General features: G+C 64.5%; 25 protein-coding genes. 11 read left to right on the top strand and 14 right to left on the bottom strand.

The features are described 5' to 3' along the window. Position 1 precedes the first annotated feature (1 nt). From CK489_RS27400 to CK489_RS27390, 3 genes are all read right to left on the bottom strand, one after another. Positions 2–1660 carry an acyl-CoA synthetase gene (locus CK489_RS27400; RefSeq protein ID WP_095734459.1) on the bottom strand — a complete coding sequence of 553 codons (1659 nt, stop codon included), beginning with the start codon at positions 1658–1660 and terminating at the stop codon, positions 2–4. 208 nt (positions 1661–1868) lie between these two features. Continuing rightward, positions 1869–2270 (bottom strand): SPW repeat protein, encoded by a 402-nt coding sequence (locus CK489_RS27395; protein WP_050630566.1) that lies wholly within the window; start codon positions 2268–2270, stop codon positions 1869–1871. Positions 2271–2452: 182 nt separating this feature from the next. Beyond that, the gene (locus CK489_RS27390) at positions 2453–3397 is read right to left on the bottom strand and encodes a tetratricopeptide repeat protein (protein WP_050630565.1); all 945 of its coding nucleotides are present in this window, start codon (positions 3395–3397) and stop codon (positions 2453–2455) included. A 101-nt stretch (positions 3398–3498) separates the two neighbouring features. Between CK489_RS27390 and CK489_RS27385 the strand changes: the two genes are divergently transcribed. Beyond that, a complete protein-coding gene (locus CK489_RS27385; RefSeq protein ID WP_050630564.1) occupies positions 3499–3771 on the top strand; it encodes a GNAT family N-acetyltransferase in 273 nt (90 codons plus the stop codon). An 11-nt stretch (positions 3772–3782) separates the two neighbouring features. On the opposite strand, the gene CK489_RS27380 is transcribed toward CK489_RS27385, so the two are convergent. Both CK489_RS27380 and CK489_RS27375 read right to left on the bottom strand, forming a co-directional pair. Further along, complete coding sequence (locus CK489_RS27380; protein WP_095734458.1) at positions 3783–4574, bottom strand: fumarylacetoacetate hydrolase family protein; 792 nt, start codon at positions 4572–4574, stop codon at positions 3783–3785. Positions 4575–4676: 102 nt separating this feature from the next. Further along, complete coding sequence (locus CK489_RS27375) at positions 4677–5090, bottom strand: DUF3597 domain-containing protein (protein WP_050630562.1); 414 nt, start codon at positions 5088–5090, stop codon at positions 4677–4679. Between the two features lie 288 nt (positions 5091–5378). On the opposite strand from CK489_RS27375, the gene CK489_RS27370 reads away from it, so the two are divergent. Together CK489_RS27370 and CK489_RS27365 are read left to right on the top strand one after the other, a co-directional pair. Beyond that, a complete protein-coding gene (locus CK489_RS27370) occupies positions 5379–6290 on the top strand; it encodes a DUF2189 domain-containing protein (RefSeq protein WP_095734457.1) in 912 nt (303 codons plus the stop codon). A gap of 233 nt (positions 6291–6523) precedes the next feature. Then, positions 6524–7339, top strand: a complete 816-nt coding sequence (locus CK489_RS27365) for a lytic murein transglycosylase (protein WP_050630561.1) — start codon at positions 6524–6526, stop codon at positions 7337–7339. Between the two features lie 34 nt (positions 7340–7373). Here CK489_RS27365 and CK489_RS27360 read toward each other — a convergent pair whose 3' ends face one another. Together CK489_RS27360 and CK489_RS27355 are read right to left on the bottom strand one after the other, a co-directional pair. Beyond that, positions 7374–7799: a DUF3574 domain-containing protein gene (locus CK489_RS27360; RefSeq protein ID WP_095734456.1), complete on the bottom strand. Its 426-nt coding sequence runs from the start codon at positions 7797–7799 to the stop codon at positions 7374–7376. Then, positions 7787–7975, bottom strand: coding sequence for a hypothetical protein (locus CK489_RS27355; RefSeq protein ID WP_143278230.1), 189 nt, complete (start codon positions 7973–7975; stop codon positions 7787–7789). The genes CK489_RS27360 and CK489_RS27355 overlap by 13 nt, the downstream gene beginning before the upstream one ends. A 253-nt stretch (positions 7976–8228) precedes the next feature. On the opposite strand from CK489_RS27355, the gene CK489_RS27350 reads away from it, so the two are divergent. Then, positions 8229–9323 carry an AraC family transcriptional regulator gene (locus tag CK489_RS27350; protein ID WP_143278229.1) on the top strand — a complete coding sequence of 365 codons (1095 nt, stop codon included), beginning with the start codon at positions 8229–8231 and terminating at the stop codon, positions 9321–9323. Between the two features lie 133 nt (positions 9324–9456). On the opposite strand, the gene CK489_RS27345 is transcribed toward CK489_RS27350, so the two are convergent. Continuing rightward, a complete protein-coding gene (locus CK489_RS27345) occupies positions 9457–9738 on the bottom strand; it encodes a hypothetical protein (RefSeq protein ID WP_050630559.1) in 282 nt (93 codons plus the stop codon). A 731-nt stretch (positions 9739–10469) separates the two neighbouring features. Between CK489_RS27345 and CK489_RS27340 the strand changes: the two genes are divergently transcribed. The 4 genes from CK489_RS27340 (at position 10470) to CK489_RS27325 (ending at position 13653) form a co-directional block, all read left to right on the top strand. After that, the gene (locus CK489_RS27340; protein WP_016846063.1) at positions 10470–10622 is read left to right on the top strand and encodes a DUF1127 domain-containing protein; all 153 of its coding nucleotides are present in this window, start codon (positions 10470–10472) and stop codon (positions 10620–10622) included. Positions 10623–10732: 110 nt separating this feature from the next. Then, the gene (trmFO, locus tag CK489_RS27335) at positions 10733–12166 is read left to right on the top strand and encodes a methylenetetrahydrofolate--tRNA-(uracil(54)-C(5))-methyltransferase (FADH(2)-oxidizing) TrmFO (RefSeq protein WP_095734453.1); all 1434 of its coding nucleotides are present in this window, start codon (positions 10733–10735) and stop codon (positions 12164–12166) included. Between the two features lie 5 nt (positions 12167–12171). Continuing rightward, a complete protein-coding gene (locus CK489_RS27330; RefSeq protein WP_050630557.1) occupies positions 12172–13275 on the top strand; it encodes a serine/threonine protein kinase in 1104 nt (367 codons plus the stop codon). A 93-nt stretch (positions 13276–13368) separates the two neighbouring features. Further along, the gene (locus tag CK489_RS27325; RefSeq protein ID WP_095734452.1) at positions 13369–13653 is read left to right on the top strand and encodes a DUF1488 family protein; all 285 of its coding nucleotides are present in this window, start codon (positions 13369–13371) and stop codon (positions 13651–13653) included. On the opposite strand, the gene CK489_RS27320 is transcribed toward CK489_RS27325, so the two are convergent. The 5 genes from CK489_RS27320 to yajC are packed head-to-tail and all read right to left on the bottom strand — an operon-like array spanning position 13650 to position 17940. After that, positions 13650–14513 carry a phytoene/squalene synthase family protein gene (locus tag CK489_RS27320; RefSeq protein ID WP_095734451.1) on the bottom strand — a complete coding sequence of 288 codons (864 nt, stop codon included), beginning with the start codon at positions 14511–14513 and terminating at the stop codon, positions 13650–13652. The two genes, CK489_RS27325 and CK489_RS27320, sit on opposite strands and share 4 nt — an antisense overlap. After that, a complete protein-coding gene (locus CK489_RS27315; RefSeq protein ID WP_021081228.1) occupies positions 14510–14893 on the bottom strand; it encodes an Mth938-like domain-containing protein in 384 nt (127 codons plus the stop codon). The genes CK489_RS27320 and CK489_RS27315 overlap by 4 nt, the downstream gene beginning before the upstream one ends. Before the next feature lie 5 nt (positions 14894–14898). Further along, a complete protein-coding gene (gene secF / locus CK489_RS27310; protein ID WP_050630553.1) occupies positions 14899–15927 on the bottom strand; it encodes a protein translocase subunit SecF in 1029 nt (342 codons plus the stop codon). 10 nt (positions 15928–15937) lie between these two features. Further along, positions 15938–17542 (bottom strand): protein translocase subunit SecD, encoded by a 1605-nt coding sequence (gene secD, locus CK489_RS27305; RefSeq protein WP_050630552.1) that lies wholly within the window; start codon positions 17540–17542, stop codon positions 15938–15940. 41 nt (positions 17543–17583) lie between these two features. Beyond that, a complete protein-coding gene (yajC, locus tag CK489_RS27300; RefSeq protein ID WP_050630551.1) occupies positions 17584–17940 on the bottom strand; it encodes a preprotein translocase subunit YajC in 357 nt (118 codons plus the stop codon). Positions 17941–18131: 191 nt separating this feature from the next. Between yajC and CK489_RS27295 the strand changes: the two genes are divergently transcribed. The 3 genes from CK489_RS27295 to CK489_RS27285 all read left to right on the top strand — a co-directional run bounded on the left by CK489_RS27295 (position 18132) and on the right by CK489_RS27285 (position 21632). Continuing rightward, positions 18132–19115, top strand: a complete 984-nt coding sequence (locus tag CK489_RS27295) for an ATP-binding protein (RefSeq protein WP_050630550.1) — start codon at positions 18132–18134, stop codon at positions 19113–19115. Positions 19116–19272: 157 nt separating this feature from the next. Then, entirely contained in the window at positions 19273–19653 is a 381-nt protein-coding gene (locus tag CK489_RS27290) for a hypothetical protein (protein ID WP_095734450.1), read from the top strand. A gap of 353 nt (positions 19654–20006) precedes the next feature. Beyond that, complete coding sequence (locus CK489_RS27285) at positions 20007–21632, top strand: porin (protein WP_095734449.1); 1626 nt, start codon at positions 20007–20009, stop codon at positions 21630–21632. A gap of 128 nt (positions 21633–21760) precedes the next feature. On the opposite strand, the gene CK489_RS27280 is transcribed toward CK489_RS27285, so the two are convergent. Continuing rightward, positions 21761–23137, bottom strand: a complete 1377-nt coding sequence (locus CK489_RS27280; RefSeq protein ID WP_095734448.1) for a LysM peptidoglycan-binding domain-containing M23 family metallopeptidase — start codon at positions 23135–23137, stop codon at positions 21761–21763. Between the last annotated feature and the right edge of the window lie 58 nt (positions 23138–23195).

The raw sequence follows: 23195 nt of genomic DNA, 5'->3' as shown, positions 1-23195 counted from the left end.
TCTACGCGCCCGGCGATTTGGCGATCACCTCGAGCAGCCCGCGTGCCTCGAGCTCGTCGCGGATCAGCCGCTTCGGCACCTTGCCATAGCCGGATTTCGGCAGCGCCTCCCAGAAGAAGAAGCGCTTCGGCATCTTGTAGCGCGGCACCTTCGGCGCGAGATAGGCGGCAAGCTCCGCCTCGGCGACCGCCTCGGTGCCCTCGCGCGCGACGCAGACCGCGATGCCGACCTCGCCCCAGAACGGATCGGGCACGCCGAGCACCGCGACCTCGCCGACCGCGGGATGGGTCAACAGCTTCTCCTCGATCTCGCGCGGATAGATGTTGGAGCCGCCGGAGATGTACATGTCGGAGGCACGGCCGGTGATGTAGACAAAGCCCTCCTCGTCCATGTGGCCGAGGTCGCCGGTGCGGAACCAGCCGTCGCGGAACGCCTTCGCATTGGCATCCGGATTATCGTAATAGCCCGCGAACACGCCGGGCCCGATCACGCAGATCTCGCCGGTCTCATGCGGCTTCAGCTCACGGCCGTCGTCGCCCTGGATCGAGACCTGCATGCCGGTGCGCTCGAAGCCGCAGGTGCCGATCCGCGCATGCGGGCCGTCCTCGGGATCATGCAGGCCGGGCGGCAGCACGGTGATGTTGCCGGTGACCTCGCCGAGGCCGAAATACTGCACCAGCACGCCGCCGAGCTTGTTTAGCGCGGCCTTCTGGTCCTCGCGATACATCGGCGCGCCGGCATAGATGATGTAGCGCAGCGAGGAATGGTCGTGTTGGTCGGCCGCGGGATGCTCGACCATCATCTTCAGGATGGTCGGCACCGTGAACATGTTGCTGACGCGATGCTTGGCGATCAGCCGGAACGCCTCCGCGATGTCGAATTTCTCCGACGGCAGCAGGATGGTCGGCACGCCGCGCGCGCTCTGCACCAGTTGATGCACGCCGGCGCCATGCGACAGCGGCGCCACCACGAGCGAGGCGTCGTCCTCGGTGGTGCCGGGCATCAGGTCGGCGAGATGGTTGGTGATCACGAACGCCATCTGGCCATGGGTCAGCACCGCGGCCTTGGAGCGGCCCGTGGTGCCGGAGGTGAAGAAGAACCAGCAGGGATCGTCGTACTCGACGGCAACGTTCTCGATTGAGGCGCCGGCGTGCCTGGCGATGACGTCACCGACGGTCGCCTCGCCGAACGTGCGTTGCTCGCCCAAGCTGTTTTGCTCACCGATCCGCCAGACGAATTCGAGCGCCGGATTGGCGGCTGCCCTGGCGTGCTCGGGGAAATCGGCATGGCACAGAAACGCCTTGGCGCCGGAGGCGGTCGCCAGATAGGCGACCTCGTCCGGCATCAGGCGGAAATTTGTCGGTACCCAGACCGCGCCGAGCCGGAACGCTGCGAACATCGACCAGAACATCTCGTCGCAGTTCTTGGAATGCACCAGGATGCGGTCGCCCTTGCCGATACCACGCGCAGCCAGCGCCGCCGCCAGTGCCGAGACGTTCTGGTCGATATGGCGCCAGGACCAGGCCTTCTCGTTCCAGATGAAACCGGGACGATCGCCGTGACGCCGGGCGTTCTGGGTCAGGATGTAGGCGAGGTTCATCACCCGGCGCGACACCCGCGCGATCCCGCCGCGCGGCGCGGCAGCAGCCGTCCCGCTCATTGCAGCCCCGCCGATACGCACAACAGACAGGGCATGGTCAGGACGGTCATCGGGTGTTTCCTTGGTCAGAACCGGGCGTCTTCAAGCGCCGCAAGGGGTTGGTACCACCCGGTTTATCGCCAAGCAGCGCGCCTCGGCAAGGCCCGCCAGGCGCGGCGCGATGATACCGCGCCGGCGGCGGCTAACCCGATCTGTCCAGCTCCAACCGCTACTGCGGATACTTGGCCAGGTCCTGCTCGGTCAGGTTCCAGTCCTGCCAGAGCTGTAGTGCGCCGATCAGCGCGACCAGCGCGCCGAGCAGGATGTGCCAGAGCTGCAGCGTCTGGTCTTCCGAATAGCCGAAGATACTCGGCGACGCCATCAGCCAGAGGCCGAGCAGGATGCTCGCCACCTCCTCCCAGCGATGCAGCGCGACATATTCGAGCTGGGCAAGGCCCAGCACCAGCATCCCGACCACGAAGCTGTTGAGGACGAGGTGGCTGCGCTCGACATCGACGACGTCGCTGACCTGCAGCGGAAACCAGGGCGAGACCATGATCAGCACGCCAAGCAGCATGCCGAGCCAGTCCTCCCAGGGGCGGTGTGTGCCGAAGAAACGATTGTCCGACATGACGAACCTCCTTGCGACAAGGGGCATACGTCAGCGGCCGGCCTCACCACTCCGTACCAGACGACCATCGGGCCGCATCACGGGCGTATGTCTCGCTCAAGCCTAATCGAATTGCATCGGCCCGCAAGGCCCGATCGGCGTGTGTGCGATGCGGCAGGATTGTTGGCCGCCGGAGCCGTGCATCACCGTGCCCCGTCGAGCCGCGCCAGCGCTTCCCTGGCGGTCTTCAGATCGGGCTGCAACTCCAGCGCCTTGCGGAGATCGGCCGCCGCGCCTTTCTTGTCGCCGAGCCGCAGCTTGGCCTGGCCGCGGTTGTTCCAGGAATAGACGTCGGCGGGATCGTATTGCAGCGCTTTGTCGTAGTCGGCGATCCCGCCCTTGTTGTCGCCCTGAAACAGCCGCATCAGGCCACGGTTGCGCCAGCCGCGCGCATCGGTCGGTGCAAGCTTCGTGGCCTCGCCGTAGTCGGCGGCGGCACGATCGAGCTGCTCGGCATCGCGGTAGACATTGCCGCGATTGATGTAAGCAAGCACGTTGGGATCGAGCTTGATCTCGGCGCTGTAGTCGGCGATCGCATGCGCCGCGTCGTGCTTGCGGTAGTAGACGAAGCCGCGATTGCCATAGGCCGTGGAGAGCTGCGGGTTGTATTTGATCGCGAGATCGAGATCGGCCAGCGCGCGGTCGAGATCACCCTTGTTGAGCCAGGCATCGCCGCGATTGTTGTAGGCCATGGCAAAACCCGGATCGATCCGGATCGCCTCGCCGTAGTCGGCGATGGCATGATCGAGATCATTCTTGAAGGCGTAGACACGGCCACGGTTGGTGTAGGCGCAGGCAAATGCCGGATCGAGCTTGATCGCCTCGTTGAGGTCGGCGAGCGCGGCGTCGAACTCGCGCTTCTCGGTCAGTCCATGGCCGCGGTTGCAATAGGCACCGGCCAGATGCCTGCCGGTCTGGGTCTTGCCGTCGATGACAGCCGTGCAGGCGGTCACGCGGTCGCCCGGCGCGGTCGTGGGGCCGATGCAGGTCTGCCAGCTCGGATCATCGGCTGCCGCGGCTTGCGGGGGATTTGGCAGCGTCAGGGCGGCGCCGAGCAATACGGCGGTCAGGCAGGCCAGAATGCGCATATCGTCAATCCACAAATGCCAATATGCGGGTTGGTCGCGGCTTTGCACCGGCCGGTTCACGCGCTTAGATCAAGGCGGGTGAATCAAGTCAGGATTTTGCGATGGCCGCCGTGCGCGACAACAGGGATCAAAACCGCTTCGAGCTCGACACCGAGGGCGGTCTCGCCTTTGCGAACTACCGGCGGACGCCGGCGACCGTGATCATCACCCATACCGAGACACCGCGCGCCCTGCGCGGCCGCGGCATTGCATCGGAGCTGGTCAAGGGCGCACTCGAGCTGATCCGCGCCGACGGCCGCAAGGTGATCGCCGGCTGCGGCTTCGTGGTGGACTACCTCAACAAGCACCCGGAATATGCGGATCTCGCCGGCTAGCGCCGCTTTGGTCAGACGATCTTGATCGACATGTCGGGCAGGCCCTCGAGCTTGCAGAGCAGCACGTCACCCTTGACGACCGGGCCGACATTCTCCGGCGTTCCGGAATAGATGATGTCGCCGGCCTTCAGCTCGAACGCTTCTGAGAGCTTGGCGATCTGCTCGGCGACGCTCCAGATCATGTTCTTCAGATCCGAGCTCTGCCGCACCTTGCCGTTGACCGCGAGCGAGATCGCGCCCTGCGTGAAGTGGCCGGTCTTGTCAGCCGGATGGATCGGCCCGAGCACCGCCGCATGGTCGAAGCTCTTGCCGATCTCCCACGGCTTCTTCTCCGCAGCCATGCCGTTCTGCAAATCGCGCCGCGTCATGTCGAGGCCGAGCGCGTAGCCGTAGACATGCTCGAGCGCCTTGTCGGCGGGAATGTTGCTGCCGCCGGACTTCAGCGCGGCGACCAGTTCGACCTCGTGGTGATAGTTCTTGGTCAGCGACGGATAGGGATGGTCGGCGACCGTGCCGATCGCGACATTCTGGATCGCATCGGTCGGTTTCTGGAAGAAGAACGGCGGCTCGCGGGTCGGGTCGGAGCCGCGCTCGATCGCATGGGCTGCGTAGTTGCGCCCGATGCAGTAGATGCGGCGGACCTGGAACACCTCGGTGGCACCGACGATCGGGATCGTCACCGCCGGTACCGGAAACATCGCCTTCGGCGCGGTCTCGGCCTGGGCCGGGGCGGATTGCGCGGCGGCGCCGGCCAGCGCGAGGGCGCCGGTCGCAAGCACCGTCCGGCGATCGAGATCAGTCATGGATGTTCTCCTTCTTGTTGGCTGATCTATAGAGGCTTGCCGCTCCATAAAAAAGGGCCCGCGGTGGCGCGGGCCCTTTCCGTGTACGGGATGATGATCCCGTCAGTGCTTGATATCAGGGGGCAGCTTGCCGCCATTGGCCGCGAGCTTGGTCATCACCTGCTTGTGCAGCCAGATGTTCATGCTGGCGGAATCGTTGGTGTCGCCGCTGTAGCCAAGCTCCTTGGCGAGCTCCTTGCGGGCCGACAGGCTGGAGTCGATGTCGAGCGCCTTCATCAGGTCGACGATCGAGGTCCGCCACTCGAGTTTCTCGCCCTTCGCGGCAACCGCCTTGTCGAGGATGGGGGCGACGTCAACGGACTGCGCGGGCGCGGCACCGGCGGGCACTGCGGCGGGAGACGGCGACGCGCTGCCGGAGCCACCGGCGGGAGCTGCGCTTGTGGCCGTTCCGCCCGCGGGCGCGGCGCTGGCGCTGCTGCCGAAGATCGCGCCCATGATTTTTCCGAAAATGCTCATCGTTCGCTCCCAAGAGAGTTGAGATGTGAAGGCCACACGGCAATGCGCCGGCTGACCGCGGTCGCAGTTCAAGTGTATCGCCCCCTCAATACCTTGCCAATGCGACATTCACTTAAGCGTGAGTGCTTTTGGCGCGGTTTGGGAGTACCCTCACACAACAGTTCGCGACACGGCCAGTTCCCTGCTCTGTCTTTCGCGTCTGGCTTGCTCGTGATCGCTTCGAGAGGCGGTACGTTTGTGCCCGCGCGCCGGGCGCAGAATGCGCCCGCCCAGAGGGAGACAACGACCATGGCCACACCATACCAAGGCAATGTCACGTCGATGACGCAGGGCGGAGAAGATGCCGCATCTGCGCCCGTCATCCGCACCATCGGCCTGTCCGATTTGCACCAAGCACTGCGTCTCGGCTGGGAAGACTTCAAGGCGGTGCCAAGCCACGCCATCATCCTGTGCCTGATCTATCCGGTGCTCGGCATCGTTCTCGCGCGCACCGTGCACGGCTATTCCGTGCTGCCCTTGCTGTTTCCGCTGACCGCGGGCTTTGCCCTGCTCGGCCCGTTTGCCGCGATCGGCCTCTACGAGATGAGCCGCCGCCGCGAGGACGGCGGTGAAGCCTCCGCGTGGGACGCCATTCAAGTATTCCGCTCGCCGTCATTTGGCGCAATGCTCGGCGTCGGAACGATCCTGTTCGCACTGTTCGTGACCTGGATTGCGACCGCGCAGGCGATCTACACGGCGGTGTTCGGTTATGCGGTTGCGGCTGACATTCCCGATTTCGCCGGCCGCGTGCTCACCACCCCGCAAGGCTGGTGGCTGATCGTGGTCGGCTGCAGCGTCGGCTTCCTGTTCGCGCTCGTTGCGCTTTGCATCAGCGTGGTCGCCTTCCCCATGATGCTCGACCGCCAGGCAACCGCCGGCGAAGCCATGGTTACGTCGATGCGCGCCGTCGCGCAGAACCCGGTGCCGATGGCGGCCTGGGGCCTGATCGTCGCGGTGCTGCTGGTGCTCGGCACGATCCCGTTCTTCCTCGGACTTGCCGTCGTGATCCCCCTGCTCGGCCACGCCACCTGGCATCTCTATCGCGAGGTCATCGTCAAGGATCCGAACGCTCGGCCGGTATTCCCCGAGCCACGCGAGCGCAAGCCCGCCGCCGACTTCCCCGCCAACCTGTTCCCCTGGCGGCGCAGCGATCGCGGATAGGCGCCGGTCACCCCTTACTCGTAAACGTCACGGCAACCGCCGGCCGATATGTTTCGGTCGGCGGTTTGTCGTCACGGACCGTCAAATGGATGTGAAATTGGCGTGGCATTTGCAGCGCGACCTGAGAAAAACGGCCCGATCACGAGCCTTGTTTTGGCCGCTGTTGCCGCGAACATACCCGCCGCCTTTCGCGACCAATCGCTGGTATCGCAGATTCCGGAGTGAAATTGCCTATGACCTCTCGCTTGTCCTTTCAAACGCTCGCCGTTGGGGCGTGGCTCCTGACCTCGACCGCGTCCGCGCTCGCCGCCCAATGCGGCACAGGCACGTTCGAGTCCTGGCTCGACGATTTCAAGAAAGAGGCCGCGACAAAGGGCATTTCACAGAACGCGATCCAGGCCGGGTTGAATGGCGTCACGCAGGACAAGGCGATCCTGGCGCGTGACCACTCGCAGCAGGTGTTCAGCCAGACCTTTGAGCAGTTCTCGGGCCGCATGGTGCCGCCGCGACTCAATCGCGGCTCCGACATGATGAAGCGCTACGGTTCGGTGCTGTCGCGTATCGAGGAAGCCTACGGCGTGCCCGGCGAAATCCTGGTCGCGATCTGGGGCCTGGAAACCGATTTCGGCGTCAACACCGGCAAGTTTCCGACCCTGCGCTCGCTGGCGACGCTGGCCTATGATTGCCGCCGCTCCGACATGTTCAAGGCCGAGTTGATGGATGCCCTGCGCATCGTCGAGCGCGGCGATCTCGCTCCGCAGGAGATGCGCGGCGCCTGGGCCGGCGAGATCGGCCAGACCCAGTTCATGCCGTCGTCCTACATCAAGTTCGCGGTCGACTTTGACGGCAACGGCAAGCGCGACCTGCTGCACAACGTGCCGGACGTGCTGGCCTCCACGGCGAACTTCCTCAAGAGCTACGGCTGGAAGAAGGGCAAGGGCTGGGAGCCCGGCAGCGAGAATTTCGCGGTCATCCAGCAGTGGAATAAGAGCGAGGTGTACGCCAAGACGATCGGCTACTTCGCCACCCAACTCGCCAAGGCGCCGTAAGGTATCTCGCCATAATTGCGGTTGCAGCGAGTGGTCAGAACGATGCGCAAGTGGTCGAGAGCGTGAGGCCAACCGACTGTTGGTGAAAGCGCTGCTTGTACGCGGAGCCGATCTCTTTCAAGCGTGCCAAGGTCTCCGGGGTCTCGGCAGCGATGATGCGCACGACAAAGGACTGCTCGTGTGCAATCCGGCCCGTGTCCTGATCCCGCCACTGGCCGGAAGCCCTGAGCAAGGTCAATCCATCTGGAAACCGCGGTGTCACCTCCCTCTTGAGGAAGTCCGACCATTGGGCCTCCGACACGCGGCCATGTCCGGCGATCTGACGTCCAAACATCAGTTCGGCCTGCATCATCGACTTACCATTGATCAGCTGGCAGGAAGTTGCTGCGCCTTCGGCAGCGGATGGGTTGCTTCCCGCGACGAGGACAAGCCACGCCGCGGCGTGGATCAGTGCGCGCATGAGTTTCGAACTGTGAGCTTTGCCACTCCGGCCGGCGACGACTTGGGTATTGCGGTCCGGTACAGGATCCGGGCAAGCGGCAGCATTTCGAGGAACGCGGCCTGCACGCCGACGATGCCCATGGCAACCCTGACGTCGCCGGGCACGACAACACGCAATAGTAGTGCCAAAGCCACCTTTTATCCTTTTGCGAGCAGGTCAATCCTGCGAGATGGGTTCTAGTGATTTGTCAGCCCGCCGGCTAGGACAGGCACGACAGCGCATCGGCTGAAAACGACCTGACGGGTCGGCAATTCAATTTGTATGCGTTTCGGCCAATGGGAGGTGCTTTCCACCTCGGACTGCACCTGCCGCAGGGGCGAGCCGCGAATGGAACATATGTAGGGCGCTTTGACAGAGCCGAGTCATTGGTTAGAAGCCCTGCGTCGCGTGCGTTTGTTGCCGCCGAACCGGGTCATCCCGGTGAACGGGATGCGGCAATTCGCCGACACATGTTGCGACACCCTGAGTTTCCCGATGACCTCGACGGCTGACGACGTTGCACTTTCCCGGTTCTCCCTGGCGGATTTTGCCGAGCAGGACCGCATGGCCGCATGGCGCGACCTGTACGGCCGGCTGGTGCTGAAGGCCGATCTCGCGCCACTGCCGGATCATTCCTTGCATGCGGACGTGACCGTGCGGATGCTGCCCGGGCTGTCCATCACGTCAGCCAGCATGTCGGCGTTTCGCTACGAGCGGGGCGCCGAACAGTTGGCGGATGGCAACGACGGGCTTGTCCTGGTGATCGGTTCGCACGATGCCATGATGGTGCAGCGCGGACACGAGGTCACGTGGACCGCCGGCGACGGGCTGCTGCTCAGCTCGGCGGATCCGGTCGCGATGGTCTGCCCCTCCCCGGCGAATATTCTGTGCCTTCACGTTCCGCGGCCGGCGCTGGCGCCGCTGGTGAGCAGCATCGATTCCTCCGTGATGCAGCCCATTGCGCGCTCCACCGAAGCGCTGAAATTGCTGGTGAGCTATGTTGGAGCGCTGCAGGAGGATTATGCGCTTGCCACGCCCCAGCTACGGCACCACGTGGCCTCGCATGTGCACGATCTGATCGCTGTGGCGCTCGGCGCAACGAGAGATGCCGCGGCTCTTGCCGATGGGCGGGGCGTCCGCGCAGCGCGGCTGCGTGCCATCAAGGCCGACATCATCGACCATCTCAATCATGGTAATCTCACGGTAGCGGCTGTCGCGCGGCGGCACGGCGTCACCCCCCGCCAAGTGCAGCGGATGTTTGAAGGCGACGGGACCTCATTTTCACAATTCGTGCTTGAGCGGCGTCTCGCGCGAGCGCATCGATTGCTCGTCAATCCGCGCTACGCCGATCGGCCTGTAAGCGCGGTCGCCTTTGAAGTTGGTTTCGGCGACGTATCCTATTTCAACCGTACCTTTCGCCGGCAATATGGGGCGCCTCCCTCGGACGTGCGTGAATCGGCGCGAAGAGGGCTGATCATCGGCCACTCCATCCAGAACACGTGAAGGGCATTCGACCGGCGCTTCAAAGCTTGATCGCGAACGCTGGGTCCTGATTCAATCCCGCCGATCACGCTTGAGCCCAAATAAAAAGGGCCGATTGCCCCAGGCAATCGGCCCTTATCGTCATGATCAAAGCTTACTTCGCCATGCTGGCTTCGGCAGCCTTGCTGAGGTGCGCGCCGCATGCGCCCCACTTGTTGTTCAGCATCGCGTCCTGGGCGAGCGAGACTTCCTTCTCCGCCGCGAATTTGACCTCATTGTCAGCCATGGCTTCGACGGCCGCTTCAGTCTTGCCGAAATTGGCACCGCTGCAGCCGACGCCCATGTGGCGATGAGCGGCCTGAGCGGGAGCGACAGCGTAGACGACGGCAGCCATGGTGGTCGCTGCGATCAATGTCTTGATCATGGGATGTTCCATCTTTTGTTCTTGAACAGAAACCTGCGTGATTGCGGAATCTGCGGAACGATTATTCGCTGTTCCCGGCAGCGTTCAGAATGAACTTCACGCGATACGAATGTGATGAGCGCTGCGCGCGCATCGCGCATGCGTTGCATAGTGTTTTGATTACAAGCCGGTAAGGAAGCAACGCCGCATTAGCGTTGCTCGACGCGTTCACTTCAATCGAAGGATTTCTGATAATCAGCACTCAATGCCGCCGACGGCCGGCACCCGGCCGAAATCCGCGCCGCGCGCCCGTGCCCGATTACCCACCTGTCAATGCGGCTTATTGACACACTGCCTGCCGAGCGCTCGGCGCCGCCATATAATGAATAAAAAATCATTTCTAATGGCAAGACGGTGCATGCGAATCACGCATGGAACACATCGATGTGATCATTCACTCACAACGGCATTTCAGCTTGATCCCACGGTCTTTAATTACCACATTAGTGGCGCGGCAGAGGTCAGGGCAATTGCTTCAACTCACTGATCTGTAGATAATTTTATCGAGGGCACGAGGCCGACGGAACTTCCGTCTCCGGCCCTGCTCTCGATGCTCCAAACGGTTAACCGGAACTTACCTCCGCCATGCGTTTTGAGCCTAGCTGCATCGCAACATTGGAACTACCGCACTGCACTATATCATCTATATTCACTTCAACGATGAGGCTTTGGAAAAGCTGAATCTGAACTACTAGGAGACTACCATGTTGCTCTCGCTCATCCGCATGATCCAGGCTTTCCGGGATTATCAGCGCAATGTCAGCGAACTGTCCCAGCTCAGCGATCGCGAACTGGCCGATATCGGCCTCGACCGCTCGGACATTCCGCGCGTTGCCGCCGGTACCTACAACGGCTAACCGGCCGCAAGCCATCTAGTGAACGGATAACGCCCGCTCCTGCAGCGGGCGTTATCGTTTGTGGTGTGGTTTCAGATGCATATGATCTCGAAACGCGCTAACGCTGCGCGATGACACCGCATCACTCCTCTTCCCAACCCGTGCACATCGTGGGCGCGGGGCTCGCCGGCTCGGAAGCCGCCTGGCAGGTCGCCAATTCCGGCATCCGCGCCGTCCTGCACGAAATGCGCCCGCAGCGGATGACCGAGGCGCATCGGACCGAAGGCTGCGCCGAACTGGTCTGCTCGAACTCGTTCCGCTCCGACGATGCCGCCAACAATGCCGTGGGGCTGCTGCACGCCGAGATGCGGCGGCTGGGCTCGCTCATCATGCGCTCGGCCGATGCCAATCAGGTGCCCGCCGGCGGCGCGCTGGCGGTCGATCGCGACGGCTTTTCCGCCGCCGTCACCGAGGCGCTGAACGACCATCCGCTGATCGAGATCAGCCGCGAGGAAGTCGCAGGGCTGCCGCCGGCCGACTGGAGCAACGTCATCGTCGCGACCGGCCCCCTCACCTCGGCACCGCTCGCCGACGCCATCAGGCAGCTGACCGACGAGAACGCGCTGGCGTTCTTTGATGCGATCGCGCCGATCGTGCACAAGGATTCCATCGACATGTCGGTGGCCTGGTTTCAGTCGCGCTACGACAAGGTCGGTCCCGGCGGCACCGGCGCCGACTACATCAACTGCCCGATGACGAAAGAGCAGTACGATGCCTTCGTCGCGGCGCTGCTCGACGGCGAGAAGGTCGACTTCAAGGACTGGGAGACCAACACGCCGTATTTCGACGGCTGCCTGCCGGTCGAGGTGATGGCCGAGCGCGGCCATGAGACGCTGCGCCACGGGCCGATGAAGCCGGTCGGACTGACCAATCCGCATAATCCGACCGTGAAGCCCTATGCGATCGTCCAGTTGCGGCAGGACAACAAGCTCGGGACGCTCTACAACATCGTCGGCTTCCAGACCAAGCTGAAGCATGGCGCGCAGCAGCGCGTGTTCCGCACCATCCCGGGCCTCGAGAACGCGGAGTTCGCGCGCCTCGGCGGCCTGCATCGCAACACCTTCCTGAATTCGCCGAAACTGCTCGACGGGCAGCTGCGCCTGCGCGCGCAGCCGCGGCTGCGCTTCGCCGGCCAGATGACCGGCTGCGAGGGCTACGTCGAGTCGGCCAGCGTCGGCCTGATTGCAGGCCTCTGCGCCGCCGCCGACATGCGCGGCGCCGCGCTGACGACACCGCCGGCCACCACCGCGCTCGGCGCGTTGCTCGGCCACATCACCGGCGGCCACATCGAAACCATCGACGCCGGAACGCGCTCGTTCCAGCCGATGAACATCAATTTCGGTCTGTTCCCGCCGCTCGCCAGCGCTCCGACCAAGAAGCCGGACGGCTCGCGGCTGCGCGGCAACGAGAAGACCGTCGCCAAGAAGCAGGCGATCACCGCGCGGGCACTTACCGACCTCGATCACTGGATCGCGGAGCACCTGCGCGTTGCGGCAGCGGCCTGACCATCATGAGCTTGCCGAAAGACGACGACGCCACCCTGTCGGCGCGATGGAGCCAGGGCGTGCTGCTCAAGCGCGATGTGTTCTCCACCGTCGAGCGCGGCCGTTTCCGCACCGATGACGGCGAGGTCGAGGGCGTGCTGCGCCGGCTCGATCAGGTGCCGTTCTGGTCGTTCGCGGTGGCGCTGCATCTGTTCTCGCGTGAACGCCGCGCGCTGACGCTGGCGCGCGACCTCGACGTCGGGCCCAAGCTGTTGTGGGCCGGCCGGCGCGCGCTGGTGCGCGGCTTCATCGACGGCGCGGCGCTGCATCTGGCGAAGCCGCATGGCGACGTCGCCTATTTCCGTTCCGCCAAGGCCGCATTGCGCAAGCTGCATCGCGCCGGCATCTGCCACAACGACCTCGCCAAGGAGCAGAACTGGCTGGTCGGCCGCGATGGCCGCGCCTATCTCACCGACTTCCAGCTCGCCGCCTGCTTCAAGACCCGAAGCCGGCTGTTCCGCATCGCGGCCTATGAGGATCTGCGGCATCTGTTGAAGCACAAGCGCAGCTACGCGCCGGAAGCGTTGACGCCTATGGAGCGCAAGGTGCTGGCGAAGAAGTCGGCGGTCGCCAGCGTCTGGCTCAAGACCGGCAAGAAGGTCTATCAGGCGATCACGCGCGGCATCTTCAATTTCACCGACCGCGAGGGCGGTGGCCGGCGGCTGGTCAACGACGCCCCGGTGCTGGTCGATTTGATTCGCCGGAATCCCGACGTGCGCGACACCGCGATCGTTGCGTTCGCTGACCGGCGCGTCGGCGTCGGGCTGTACGCCTTCGTCGAGGCGGACCAGTCCGCGCTGGAAAAGACGCTGCGCAACGAGCTCGCCGCGGCCAGGGGCGTCAAGCCGCCCGAACACATCCAGATCGTGCACGCGCTGCCGCGCGATGCGGCCGGCAAGCCGCGCACCGAAATCCTGCAGCTCGTCGCCATGAATCAGATCGACCTGATCGAGCCGATGATGCGCAGCGACGCCGATCGCGAGTTCCTCAAGGACATCCTCGAGCAACGCAAGAATCTACGTGACCGCTTCAATTTTGAAGTGGCAGAGATGGATCGGCCCGCCGGCTGATTTGCGCGCATCTCGCTATGTGCGTGGCCCTCGACAAACGCGGTGCGAAGCCCCACTCTTTGCGTGGGCTGGCGCGCTCAAGGGACAAGCTTAATGCCACTCACCCGTGGCCGTATCGGGGGATATGATTCTGAACGCCTGGCGTTCGGCTTCACCATGATGAACGGCGACCAGGAAGTTGAATGCCAAATCAGCGACGCTGCAATGGACGAGCTCGCCGGCACGCGTGGAACAGCGAGCATGGCGCGGCAGGCGCAATTCGTCGCGTTGCGCGATGCAGTTGAGCAAATCGCATCCGACATCTATGACAGCGGCCCCATGGTCAGGGGCGTAACGGTCCGGATCTTCACCAAGCACATCTCGAGAGAGAGGAGCTAGCGACCGAACTCCTCGGTGCGCGCGGCTCGCCACAACGTCCAGAGCGTGCGCAGGCGCGAGACCGGCTTCGGCAGGAACGGATCGGAATCGCCCTTCCTCACCCGGTTGAGCTCGCGCCTGACGTGAGCGAGGGGCAGGAAGATCGGCCGAACGCCCGACGGCACATCCGCGAGCAGCCCGAATGCGGTCTTGAGATGGCCTTGTGCCTCGTCAGCAAGCTGGTCGATCGCAGCTCGGATGTTCGGCGTCGGCTTGCCGGCAAACACCTCTTCCTTGCTGCTGCCGTGCTGCTGCAGCAGCTGCAGCGGCAGGAACAGCTGCTGCCGCGATCCGTCGCGGCCGAGCGCCGCGATGACCTGCGCCATGCCCTGGGCAAGGCCGGCATGGCGGGCCAGGTGATCGATCGCCTCCGATGGCCGCGCCGTCACGCGCGTCGCCTGCGAGAACAGCACTGAGGCCGTGGCGTCGAGATAGCCCTCGAGTGCCGTCAGCGTCGGCATCGGGTCGTTGTAGAGATCGAACTGGTGCTCCTCGACCAGCTGTGAGAACGGCGAGACCGGCAAGCGGTGGTTGCGGATCGCATACAGCAACTCTGCCGCGACCGGATTGCCTTCGACGCCGCCGTGCCCGGCGCCTGCCAGCATGTCGGTCCACCATTGCAGCCGCATCTCGCCGGGCAGCGGCTGGCTGACCTGCTCGTGCACGCGCGAAACCTCGATGTTGAAGGCGTAGATCGCGAGCAGCGCCCGGCGCTCCGGACCCGGCAGGAACAAGGTCGACGCGTAGCGCACGAAGTCATGGGTCCGCACCAGATCGGCGCAGAAGGCCGCGCCGTCCTTCGGCGCCTCCACCGCGCTCATGGTACCGCGATCAGCGCCGCCGCGACCCGGCGCCGCTCGCCCAGCATGATGTTGTAGGTGCGGATCGCAGGACCCGTCTGCATCGGGTCGAGCACCACGCGGACCGCACGCAAGGCCTCACGCAGGCCCTTGGGCGGCACCCAGACCTCGGTGCCGGTGCCGACGATCAGCGTGTCGATCGCGTTGGCGGCCGCGAACACCTTTTGCAGCGAATATTCGTCGATGTCCTGCGGCCTCGTGACCGGCCAGGCCCAGATCGAATCCGGCAGGCACAACAGCGAGCCGCGATGCGACATATCGGCGAACGCGAAGCCGCCCTTGCCGTAAGCCTCGATCGGCGCCGACCTCGGAAGATGGGGAGCGTCCGAGGGGTTGCTCATGCCGGCTACTTCTTGGCTGCCGCCGCGTCCGGCTTCTTGGCCGGCGCATCCTGCGCCTCGCCCCGCGTGGTGTGGACGCCGAGATAGATCAGGATCGGCGCGGCGATGAAGATCGAGGTGTAGGTGCCGACCAGCACGACGCCGAACATCATCACGGCCGTGAAGCTGTGGATCGCCTGGCCGCCGAACAGCAGCAGCGCGAGCAGCGCCAGCGTCACGGTGACGTGGGTGATGATCGAACGCGACAGCGTCGAGTTGATCGATTCGTTGAGCAGCTGCGGCATCGGCATTTTCTTGTAGCGCCGCAGCATCTCGCGGATACGGTCGTAGATGACGACGGTGTCGTTGAGCGAGTAGCCGAGAATCGTCAGCAGCGCCGCGATGCTGGTGAGGTCGAAGTCGACCTGGGTGATCGACATGAAGCCGATCGTGAGCACGATGTCGTGGACGTTGGCGATCATGGCGCCGAGCGCGAACTGCCATTCGAACCGGAACCAGAGGTAGATCAGGATGCCGACGATCGCGAGCATCAGGCCGAGCATGCCGTAGGCAAGCAGCTCGCCGGAGACGCGCGGCCCCACCACCTCGACGCGCCGGTAGTCCACGGTCTCGCCGAGCGCGCCGCGCACTTTCGTCACCGCGTCCTGCTGTGCCTTGTCGCCGCCCGGCTGTTCGGCGACGCGGATCAGGACTTCAGCCGGACCGCCGAACTGCTGCAACTGCACCTCGCCGAGGCCAAGGCCGTTCAAGGTCGTGCGCATTGCGGCAATGTCGGCCGTGCCGGACTTCGACCGCACCTCAAGCAGCGTGCCGCCCTTGAAGTCGATGCCGAAATTCAGGCCGTGGGTGAAGAACAGCGTGATGGCGAGGATCGAGAGCAGCGCCGAGATCGGGAAACTGATGCGGCGAAAGCGCGTGAAGTCGAAATGCGTATCGTCGGGGACGATGCGCAGCGACGGCAGCAGGCCGAGCGCCGCGACCACGGTCAGCACGGCAATCAGGATGCCAAGGCCAATGAGAACGGTATGGGTCACGAGAGGCCTCTCAGATCGGCACGGTTTGCGGCCGCTTCCACCGCACCCATGCCGCGACGATCAGGCGCGTCATTGTGAAGGCGGTGAACACCGTGGTGATGATGCCGATGCCGAGCGTCACGGCAAAGCCGCGCACCGGCCCGGTGCCGATATAGAACAGCACGGCGGCAGCGATGAAGGTGGTGATGTTGGAGTCGAGGATGGTCGCCAGCGCCCGCTTGAAGCCGGCATCGATCGCCGAGATCGCATTGCGGCCGCCGCGCAATTCCTCGCGGATGCGCTCGTAGATCAGCACGTTGGAGTCGACCGCGATGCCGACCGTCAGCACGATGCCGGCGATGCCGGGCAAGGTCAGCGTGGCGTTGAGCAGCGACAGCAGCCCGAAGATCATGGCGACGTTGATGGTCACGGCGATGTTGGCAAACACGCCGAACAGCCGGTAGGTCAGCAGCATGAACACGATGACCAGGATCGAGCCGACATAGGCGGCAAGCTCGCCCTTCTCGATCGAGTCCTGACCGAGGCCCGGACCGACGGTGCGCTCCTCGACCACGGTCAGCGGCGCCGGCAGCGCGCCGGCGCGCATCAGGATCGCCAGATCGTTGGCCGACTGCACGGTGAAACTGCCGGAGATCTGGCCTTGTCCACCGGTGATCGGCTCGCGAATCACGGGCGCCGAGATCACCTTGTTGTCGAGCACGATCGCAAACGGCTGGCCGACATTGTCGGCGGTCGCCTGCGCGAATTTGCGTGCCCCCGACGTGTTGAACTTGAAGCTGACGATCGCCTCGCCGGTGCGCTGGTCGAAGCCGGGCTGGGCGTCGGAGAGTTCGCCTCCGGACACCAGGACCTGCTTCTTGACGACATACGGAACCGGCGGCGGCGACGCGCTCGTCAGGAGTTCGGAGTCAGGCGGTACCCGGCCCTGCTGGGCCTGGTCCGGCGACACCGAGGTGTCGACCATCCGGAAATCCATCTTCGCAGTCTCACCGAGCAGCTTCTTCAGCCGCGTGGGGTCCTGCAGACCCGGCACCTGCACCAGGATTCGGTCGGTGCCCTGACGCTGGATCACCGGCTCGACAGTGCCGAGCTCGTTGACGCGGCGCTCGACGATCTGAATCGACTGTTCGATGGTCTTGCGCATCCGCTCGATCATCGCTGGCTGCGACACGGTCATGCGGATCAGGCCGCCCCCGGCATCGGTCACATCGAGATCGCGCTGGCCGCTGGACCCAAGCAACCCGCCAATCGGCTGCGCAATCTCGCGTAGCTTGGTCAGCGCCGCCGGAACGTCGGCCTCCTTCGCGATCCGGGCCTCGACGGCGTCGTTGCGGATCGTGATGCCGCCAGTGAAGCCGATCCTGGCATCACGCAGCGCCTTTCGGGCGTCGTCGCGAACCTGCTCGAGCTTCTCCTTCTTCACGTAGTTGCCGTCGACCTCGAGCAGCAGGTACGAGCCGCCCTGCAAATCGAGACCGAGCACGAGGCGCCGCTGCGCCCAGGCCGGCCAGGTCTTCACCTGCGCTTCGGGGAAGAAATTGGGCACGGCGCACAGGCAGACCACCAGCGCTATCAGGATGATCCCCAGCGCTCGCCACCGCGTGAAATACAACATCGAATTGACCTGTCAGATTCGGCAAAAGGCTTCCGCGGCGATCAGCTCGCGGATGCCTCGTCCTTGGCGTCGCCCTTCGCCGGCTCACCCTTGGTCCGCACGCCCGAAATCATCTGCCGCATCTGCCGCACACGGACGCCGTCCGAAATCTCGAACTCGATCTGGTCGTCGTCGACCACCTTGGTCACCTTGCCGACAAGGCCGCCCGAGGTCACCACGGTGTCGCCGCGGCGGATGTTCTTCACGAGGTCCGCATGATCGCGCACCTTCTTCTGCTGCGGGCGCAGAATCAGGAAGTACATGATGACGAAGATCAGTGCGAATGGCAGCAGCGACATCAACATGCTGCTGGTGTCACCACTTGCTCCAGCCTGAGCAAACGCAGGAGTAATCAGCATTCGGACGATCCTCGGATAAGACGGGAAAGAACCGGCAGCACCCTCGACCTTCGGGGCGGTATGGCGGTCCGGACAAATTCGCGCGGACTATAGCGGCCGCGGTCCCAATTGCAACGTTAACGGACCTTCATTTAGGGCGCTTGCGGGACCGCCGCCAGCCCGATAAGGCTGCGCCGACAGGAACTGGACAAATGCCGAAAAAAGCCAAAAAAACCACCAGTAAAACAACCAGCAAAACCGCCCCCAAAGCTGCCGCCAAGCGTGCCGCAAACGCCGCGACAAAACGCCCGGTCATGCCGCTCGACGGCGCGGCCGCCGAGCGGATCGCGAACGCCCTGGAGGCCATCGCGAGCCGCCTTGCGGCCGCCTCCCCGGCCTCCGATCCGGCCCGCGCGTTCGGCGCCGCGGACGCCTTTGTCTGGCATCCGGACGGGCGCCTTGCCCCGGTGCCGCGCGTCAGCCGCGTCGAGATCGGCCTGCTCAAGGGCGTCGACCGGATGCGCGATATCCTGATGGAGAATACCGAGCGCTTCGCCAACGGATTGCCCGCCAACAATGCGCTGCTCTGGGGCGCCCGCGGCATGGGCAAGTCGTCGCTGGTCAAGGCCACCCATGCCAGCATCAATGTCGATCGCAAGCCGGCCGACCGGCTGAAGCTGATCGAGATCCATCGCGAGGACATCGAGAGCCTGCCCGGCCTGATGGAGTTGCTGCGCGGCTCCTCGTTCCGTTTCATCGTGTTCTGCGACGACCTTTCCTTCGACGGCAACGACGCCTCGTACAAGTCGCTGAAGGCGGTGCTGGAAGGCGGCATCGAGGGACGCCCCGACAACGTCATCCTCTACGCGACCTCGAATCGGCGCCATCTGCTGGCGCGCGAGATGATCGAGAACGAACGCTCGACCGCAATCAATCCGGGCGAAGCGGTCGAGGAGAAGGTGTCGCTGTCGGATCGCTTCGGCCTCTGGCTCGGCTTCCACCGCTGCAGCCAAGACGAGTACCTCGCGATGGTGAAGGGCTATTGCGACCATTTCGGCATCAAGATCGCCGAGGACGAGCTCGAGCGCGAGGCGCTCGAATGGTCGACCACCCGCGGCTCCCGCTCGGGCCGCGTGGCCTGGCAGTACACGCAGGAGCTCGCCGGCCGACTCGGCGTGCGGCTCGGCGGCGCATAGCGCGAGCGGCGCCTCGGGCCGTGCAGGCCTTCTGGATTCGGTGCGGCATGGCTACACTCGGCCCATGCCGGCCGACCCAAGCACGACTGCGAGACGATGTGGCGAGTGCACCGCTTGCTGTGACGGCTGGCTGAAAATCCGGATTCGCGACCACGACGTGCATCCGGGACAGCCGTGTCCGTTCAGCAGCGCGGGCAAATGCACGATCTACGCCGAGCGCCCGGTCGACCCCTGCCGGAAATTCGTCTGCGGCTGGCTGGCGCCGACGAGTCCGCTGCCCGAATGGATGCGTCCGGACAGATCCGATCTCATCTTTCTTCCCGCAAGCTTCGTCTGGCGGGCGATCCCGGTCGACGTCGCGGTTGCCGCCGGTCCGCGGCCGAAGGCAAAGGCGCGCGCCTGGCTCGAAGCCTTCAGCCGCGACATGCGACGGCCCCTCCTGCTGCAATCCGACGGCGAATGGCACGCCTACGGGCCACCGCAATTCTTGCGCGAGATGGTCGAGCAGATATCAGCCGGCCTAGACCCGACGCGGTAATATCAAACCATCAATCGCATGCATACCTGCTCGAGATTGGCATGCATTATCCCAAGATCGCTGTGTGATGTTGCGTTGCGGTCATAACTTGTCAGCAACACTGACACAATTCGCAAACTGTAATTACATCAATGACTTCAACCGCAAGCAGGTAAGTCAAATCTTATTCCCAAAAGGACCCTGCGACAAATTGATGCACTGCAACAGTATCATAGTACCTATTTTGTCACATGGCGTGTTTATCGTCCTCGGTGTATCCCACACCCGTGTATCTGGCATTTGGTATATCTTAGCATTTCCGCCCGTTTGCAGCCTCAGCACCCCGCCGAGGCGATTGGCAAATGGGGAAATGAATGAAGAAGAGACTTCTCGCAGGAACTGCTTCCGCAGCGATCTGTCTGGCGCTCACGCAAGGCCCGATCCACGCGGCAACACTCGACGACGTCATGGCGCGTCTGGATGCACTCGAACGCAACAACGCGAAACTCGCCAAGGAGAACGCCCAGCTCAGGGATCGCGTGAACCACATCGCGAGCCATCCGGCCCCGCCGGCGGCGGCCGCGGCGACGCCGAAGGGCAATCCGGTCCAGCACGCGGCCGTGGCGCCCTCCCCGACCCCACCTCCCGAACATGCCGTCGTCAGCATCGGTGGCGCACCGCTCTACACCAAGGCGACAGGCACCAATGCCTTCGTCGACAACACCACCGTGACCCTTTATGGCCACGTGGACCTCTCGGGCGACTTCTTCAACGCCGGCGTGTTCGATCAGGGCAACAAGTTCGGCGTTTCGAGCAACCTCACCTATTTCGGCGTTCGCGCCCGGCACAATCTCGAGCCGTATGGCTTCGCCGGATGGGCCGCGGTGGCGCAGTTCGAATCGCTGGTCGAGGTCGCGGCAACGCCAACCGAACGCGCTGCGCTCGGCACGCGCGACAGCTTCATCGGAATGGAAACGCCGTGGGGTGCGATCAAGGCCGGCAAGGCCGATACGCCGTACAAGAAATCCACCGCCAAGTTCGATCCGTTCTCGGCCACGCTTGGCGACTACAATTCGATCATGGGCAACACCGGCGGCGACCTCCGCGCCGAGTTCGATTGGCGCGCCGCGCACGCGGTCTGGTACGAGTCGCCGATCTGGAACGGCTTCCAGGCGACCTTGATGGCTTCGCCGGGACAGAATACGGCGCGCGACAACAGCGACTTCGCGCTCGGCGACTTCAACTGTCCGGGCACCTCGGCCCGCGGCAGCGGCAGCGGCTTCCCGTTGACCGCGGCGCCGGAGGGCTGCACCGACGGCTCATACGGCAACCTCTACAGCGCATCGCTGACCTACAATCAGGGACCGTTCACCGCGGTCGCGGCCTACGAGATGCACGAGGGCACCAACCGCACCGGCGACGAGGCGGTGACGCCGCTCAGCAATGGCGGCGTATTAATCGTGCCGCCGGGCGCCGTCGGCATCGCCAACGAATGGGCCGCGAAGTTCGGCGCCGGCTACGGCTTCAACGACGGCATCGGCAAACTGCAACTCTACGGCATCTACGAGATCATGCGCCGCGAGAACACCGTTGCCGACTTCAACGAGCGGTCACGTGACGGCTACTTCATCAGCGCCACGCAATCGGTCGGCGCCTGGGACGTCAGCGCATCATGGGCTCACGCCAACGCCTCGCCAGGCTCGCCCGGGACCGGCGTGTTCAACAACTACACCGTCACTCCGGCGGCTGGCTCGGCTGACTTCGCGCTCAACAGCGTGGACAGCAGCGCCGATCAGTACGCGGCGGGCGTCAAGTATCACTTCAGCCCGTTCGCGACCTGGTATCTCGTCGGCAGCTATCTGCGCAACGGCCCCGGCGCGCATTACTGCCTCGGCGTCAGCGGTCACGGCTATGGCGTGTGCGGACGCGACGCCAACAACAACGTGGTCGCCGGCAACAAGGCGAGCGCGGTCACGACCGGCATGACGTTCGACTTCTAGAGCACGAGCCGGAACAGCGCGATGACGATCCAACCTGATCGCATCGCCTCTTAGATCAAACAAAACGGGGGAGGCTCGCGCCTCCCCCGTTGTCTTTGTTGTGAGACTTGGAAGTCCCGGCGCGTAACTTATGCGCCGTTGAGGAACTGGAGCGGATCGACCGGAGACGATCCCTTGCGAATTTCGAAGTGAAGCTGCGGCGAGCCTGCTTCGCCGGTCTGGCCCGACTTGGCGATCACCTGGCCGCGCTTGATGGTATCGCCGCGCTTCACCAGGATCTCGCTCGCATGGGCATAGGCCGTGACGTAGCCATTGGAATGGCGGACCAGCACGAGATTGCCGTACCCCTTCAGCTCGTTGCCTGAATAGGCGACCACACCGTCTTCGGCAGCCTTCACCGGCGTGCCTTCGGGCACCGCAACGTTGATGCCGTCATTGACCTTGCCGTTGGTCTTCGAGCCGTATGCGGTGATGACCTTGCCGCGCACCGGCCAGCGGAAGGTCGGCAGCGCGCTGGTGGTCTCGGCCGGCTTGGCCGCCGGCGTCTCCGCGACGGCTGCGGGCTGCTCGACAGTGGCGGTCGGCTGAACCAGCCGGGCGCTCTGCTGCGGCAGCGCGCTGGCGACCACCCTCGGGGCCGCCACGGCCGGTGCCGGAGCCAAGGTTGCGACCGGTGCAGCAGCAACAGGTTGCGCAACCGGCGCAGGAGCCGCCATCGCGGTCTTGGCGCCGGGCACCACGAGCTTCATGCCGAGGCTGAGCCGGGCCGACTGATCGAGATTGTTGGCGCGGGCGAGCTCGGCAACCGGGATGTGGTGCTGGCGCGCGATGCTGTGCAGCGTGTCGCCGCGATTGACGTAGTGGACACCGGCAGGCGCGGCCGCCACGGCGACGGGCCGCGCGGCCGGCGCGGCCGTCGCAGGTGCTGCGGCAACTGCCCCTGGACGCGGGATGATCAGCTGCTGGCCGGGCGACAGCGCGCGCGGTCCCTTGTAGCCATTGGCGCGCAGGATCTCGGCGGTCGAGACGTTGTAGCGGCGCGCCAGCACTTCGAGCGTATCGCTGGTGCCGACGATGATGGTGGTGCCGTTATGCGAAGCATGCGCGGCGGCGACCGAATGCGGCACACTGCCGGTGGCCTCGATCTGCGGGCGCGCCGGCGGCGGCGTGTAGGACGACATCCCGCGCCCGCCTCCGGAGACGCCGGCATTGGCGACCGGGTAGGACTGCGGCGCCGCGACCGGCGGCGGCAAGGGCTGCGACTGATACTGCGAATATTGCGGCTGGGTCCGCGGCCGCGCGTATTGCGGCAGCTCGCGCGGCGGCGCCTGCTGCACGGTGCCGGTCGGCTGCGGATCGAACGCAAACGGATTTTGCGAGTAGGAATTTTGCGAGAAGCGCGACGACATGTCGGCGCTGCAACCGGCAAAAGCCATGGACATCAGCGTCAGCACCGCAACCTGCGGTACGCGACGCGAGCGAAGCAACTCAACAACCCCAGACATGGTTACTCACTCGTACGCAACAAAAGACTGTTTTGAGTAAACACGTCGCGAGTAAATA

The organism is Bradyrhizobium sp. UFLA03-84 (assembly GCF_002289535.1).
Classification (GTDB): Bacteria; Pseudomonadota; Alphaproteobacteria; order Rhizobiales; family Xanthobacteraceae; genus Bradyrhizobium; species Bradyrhizobium viridifuturi.
The sequence above is the reverse complement of the archived record's forward strand: the minus strand, read 5'-3'. Positions and strand labels throughout refer to the sequence as shown.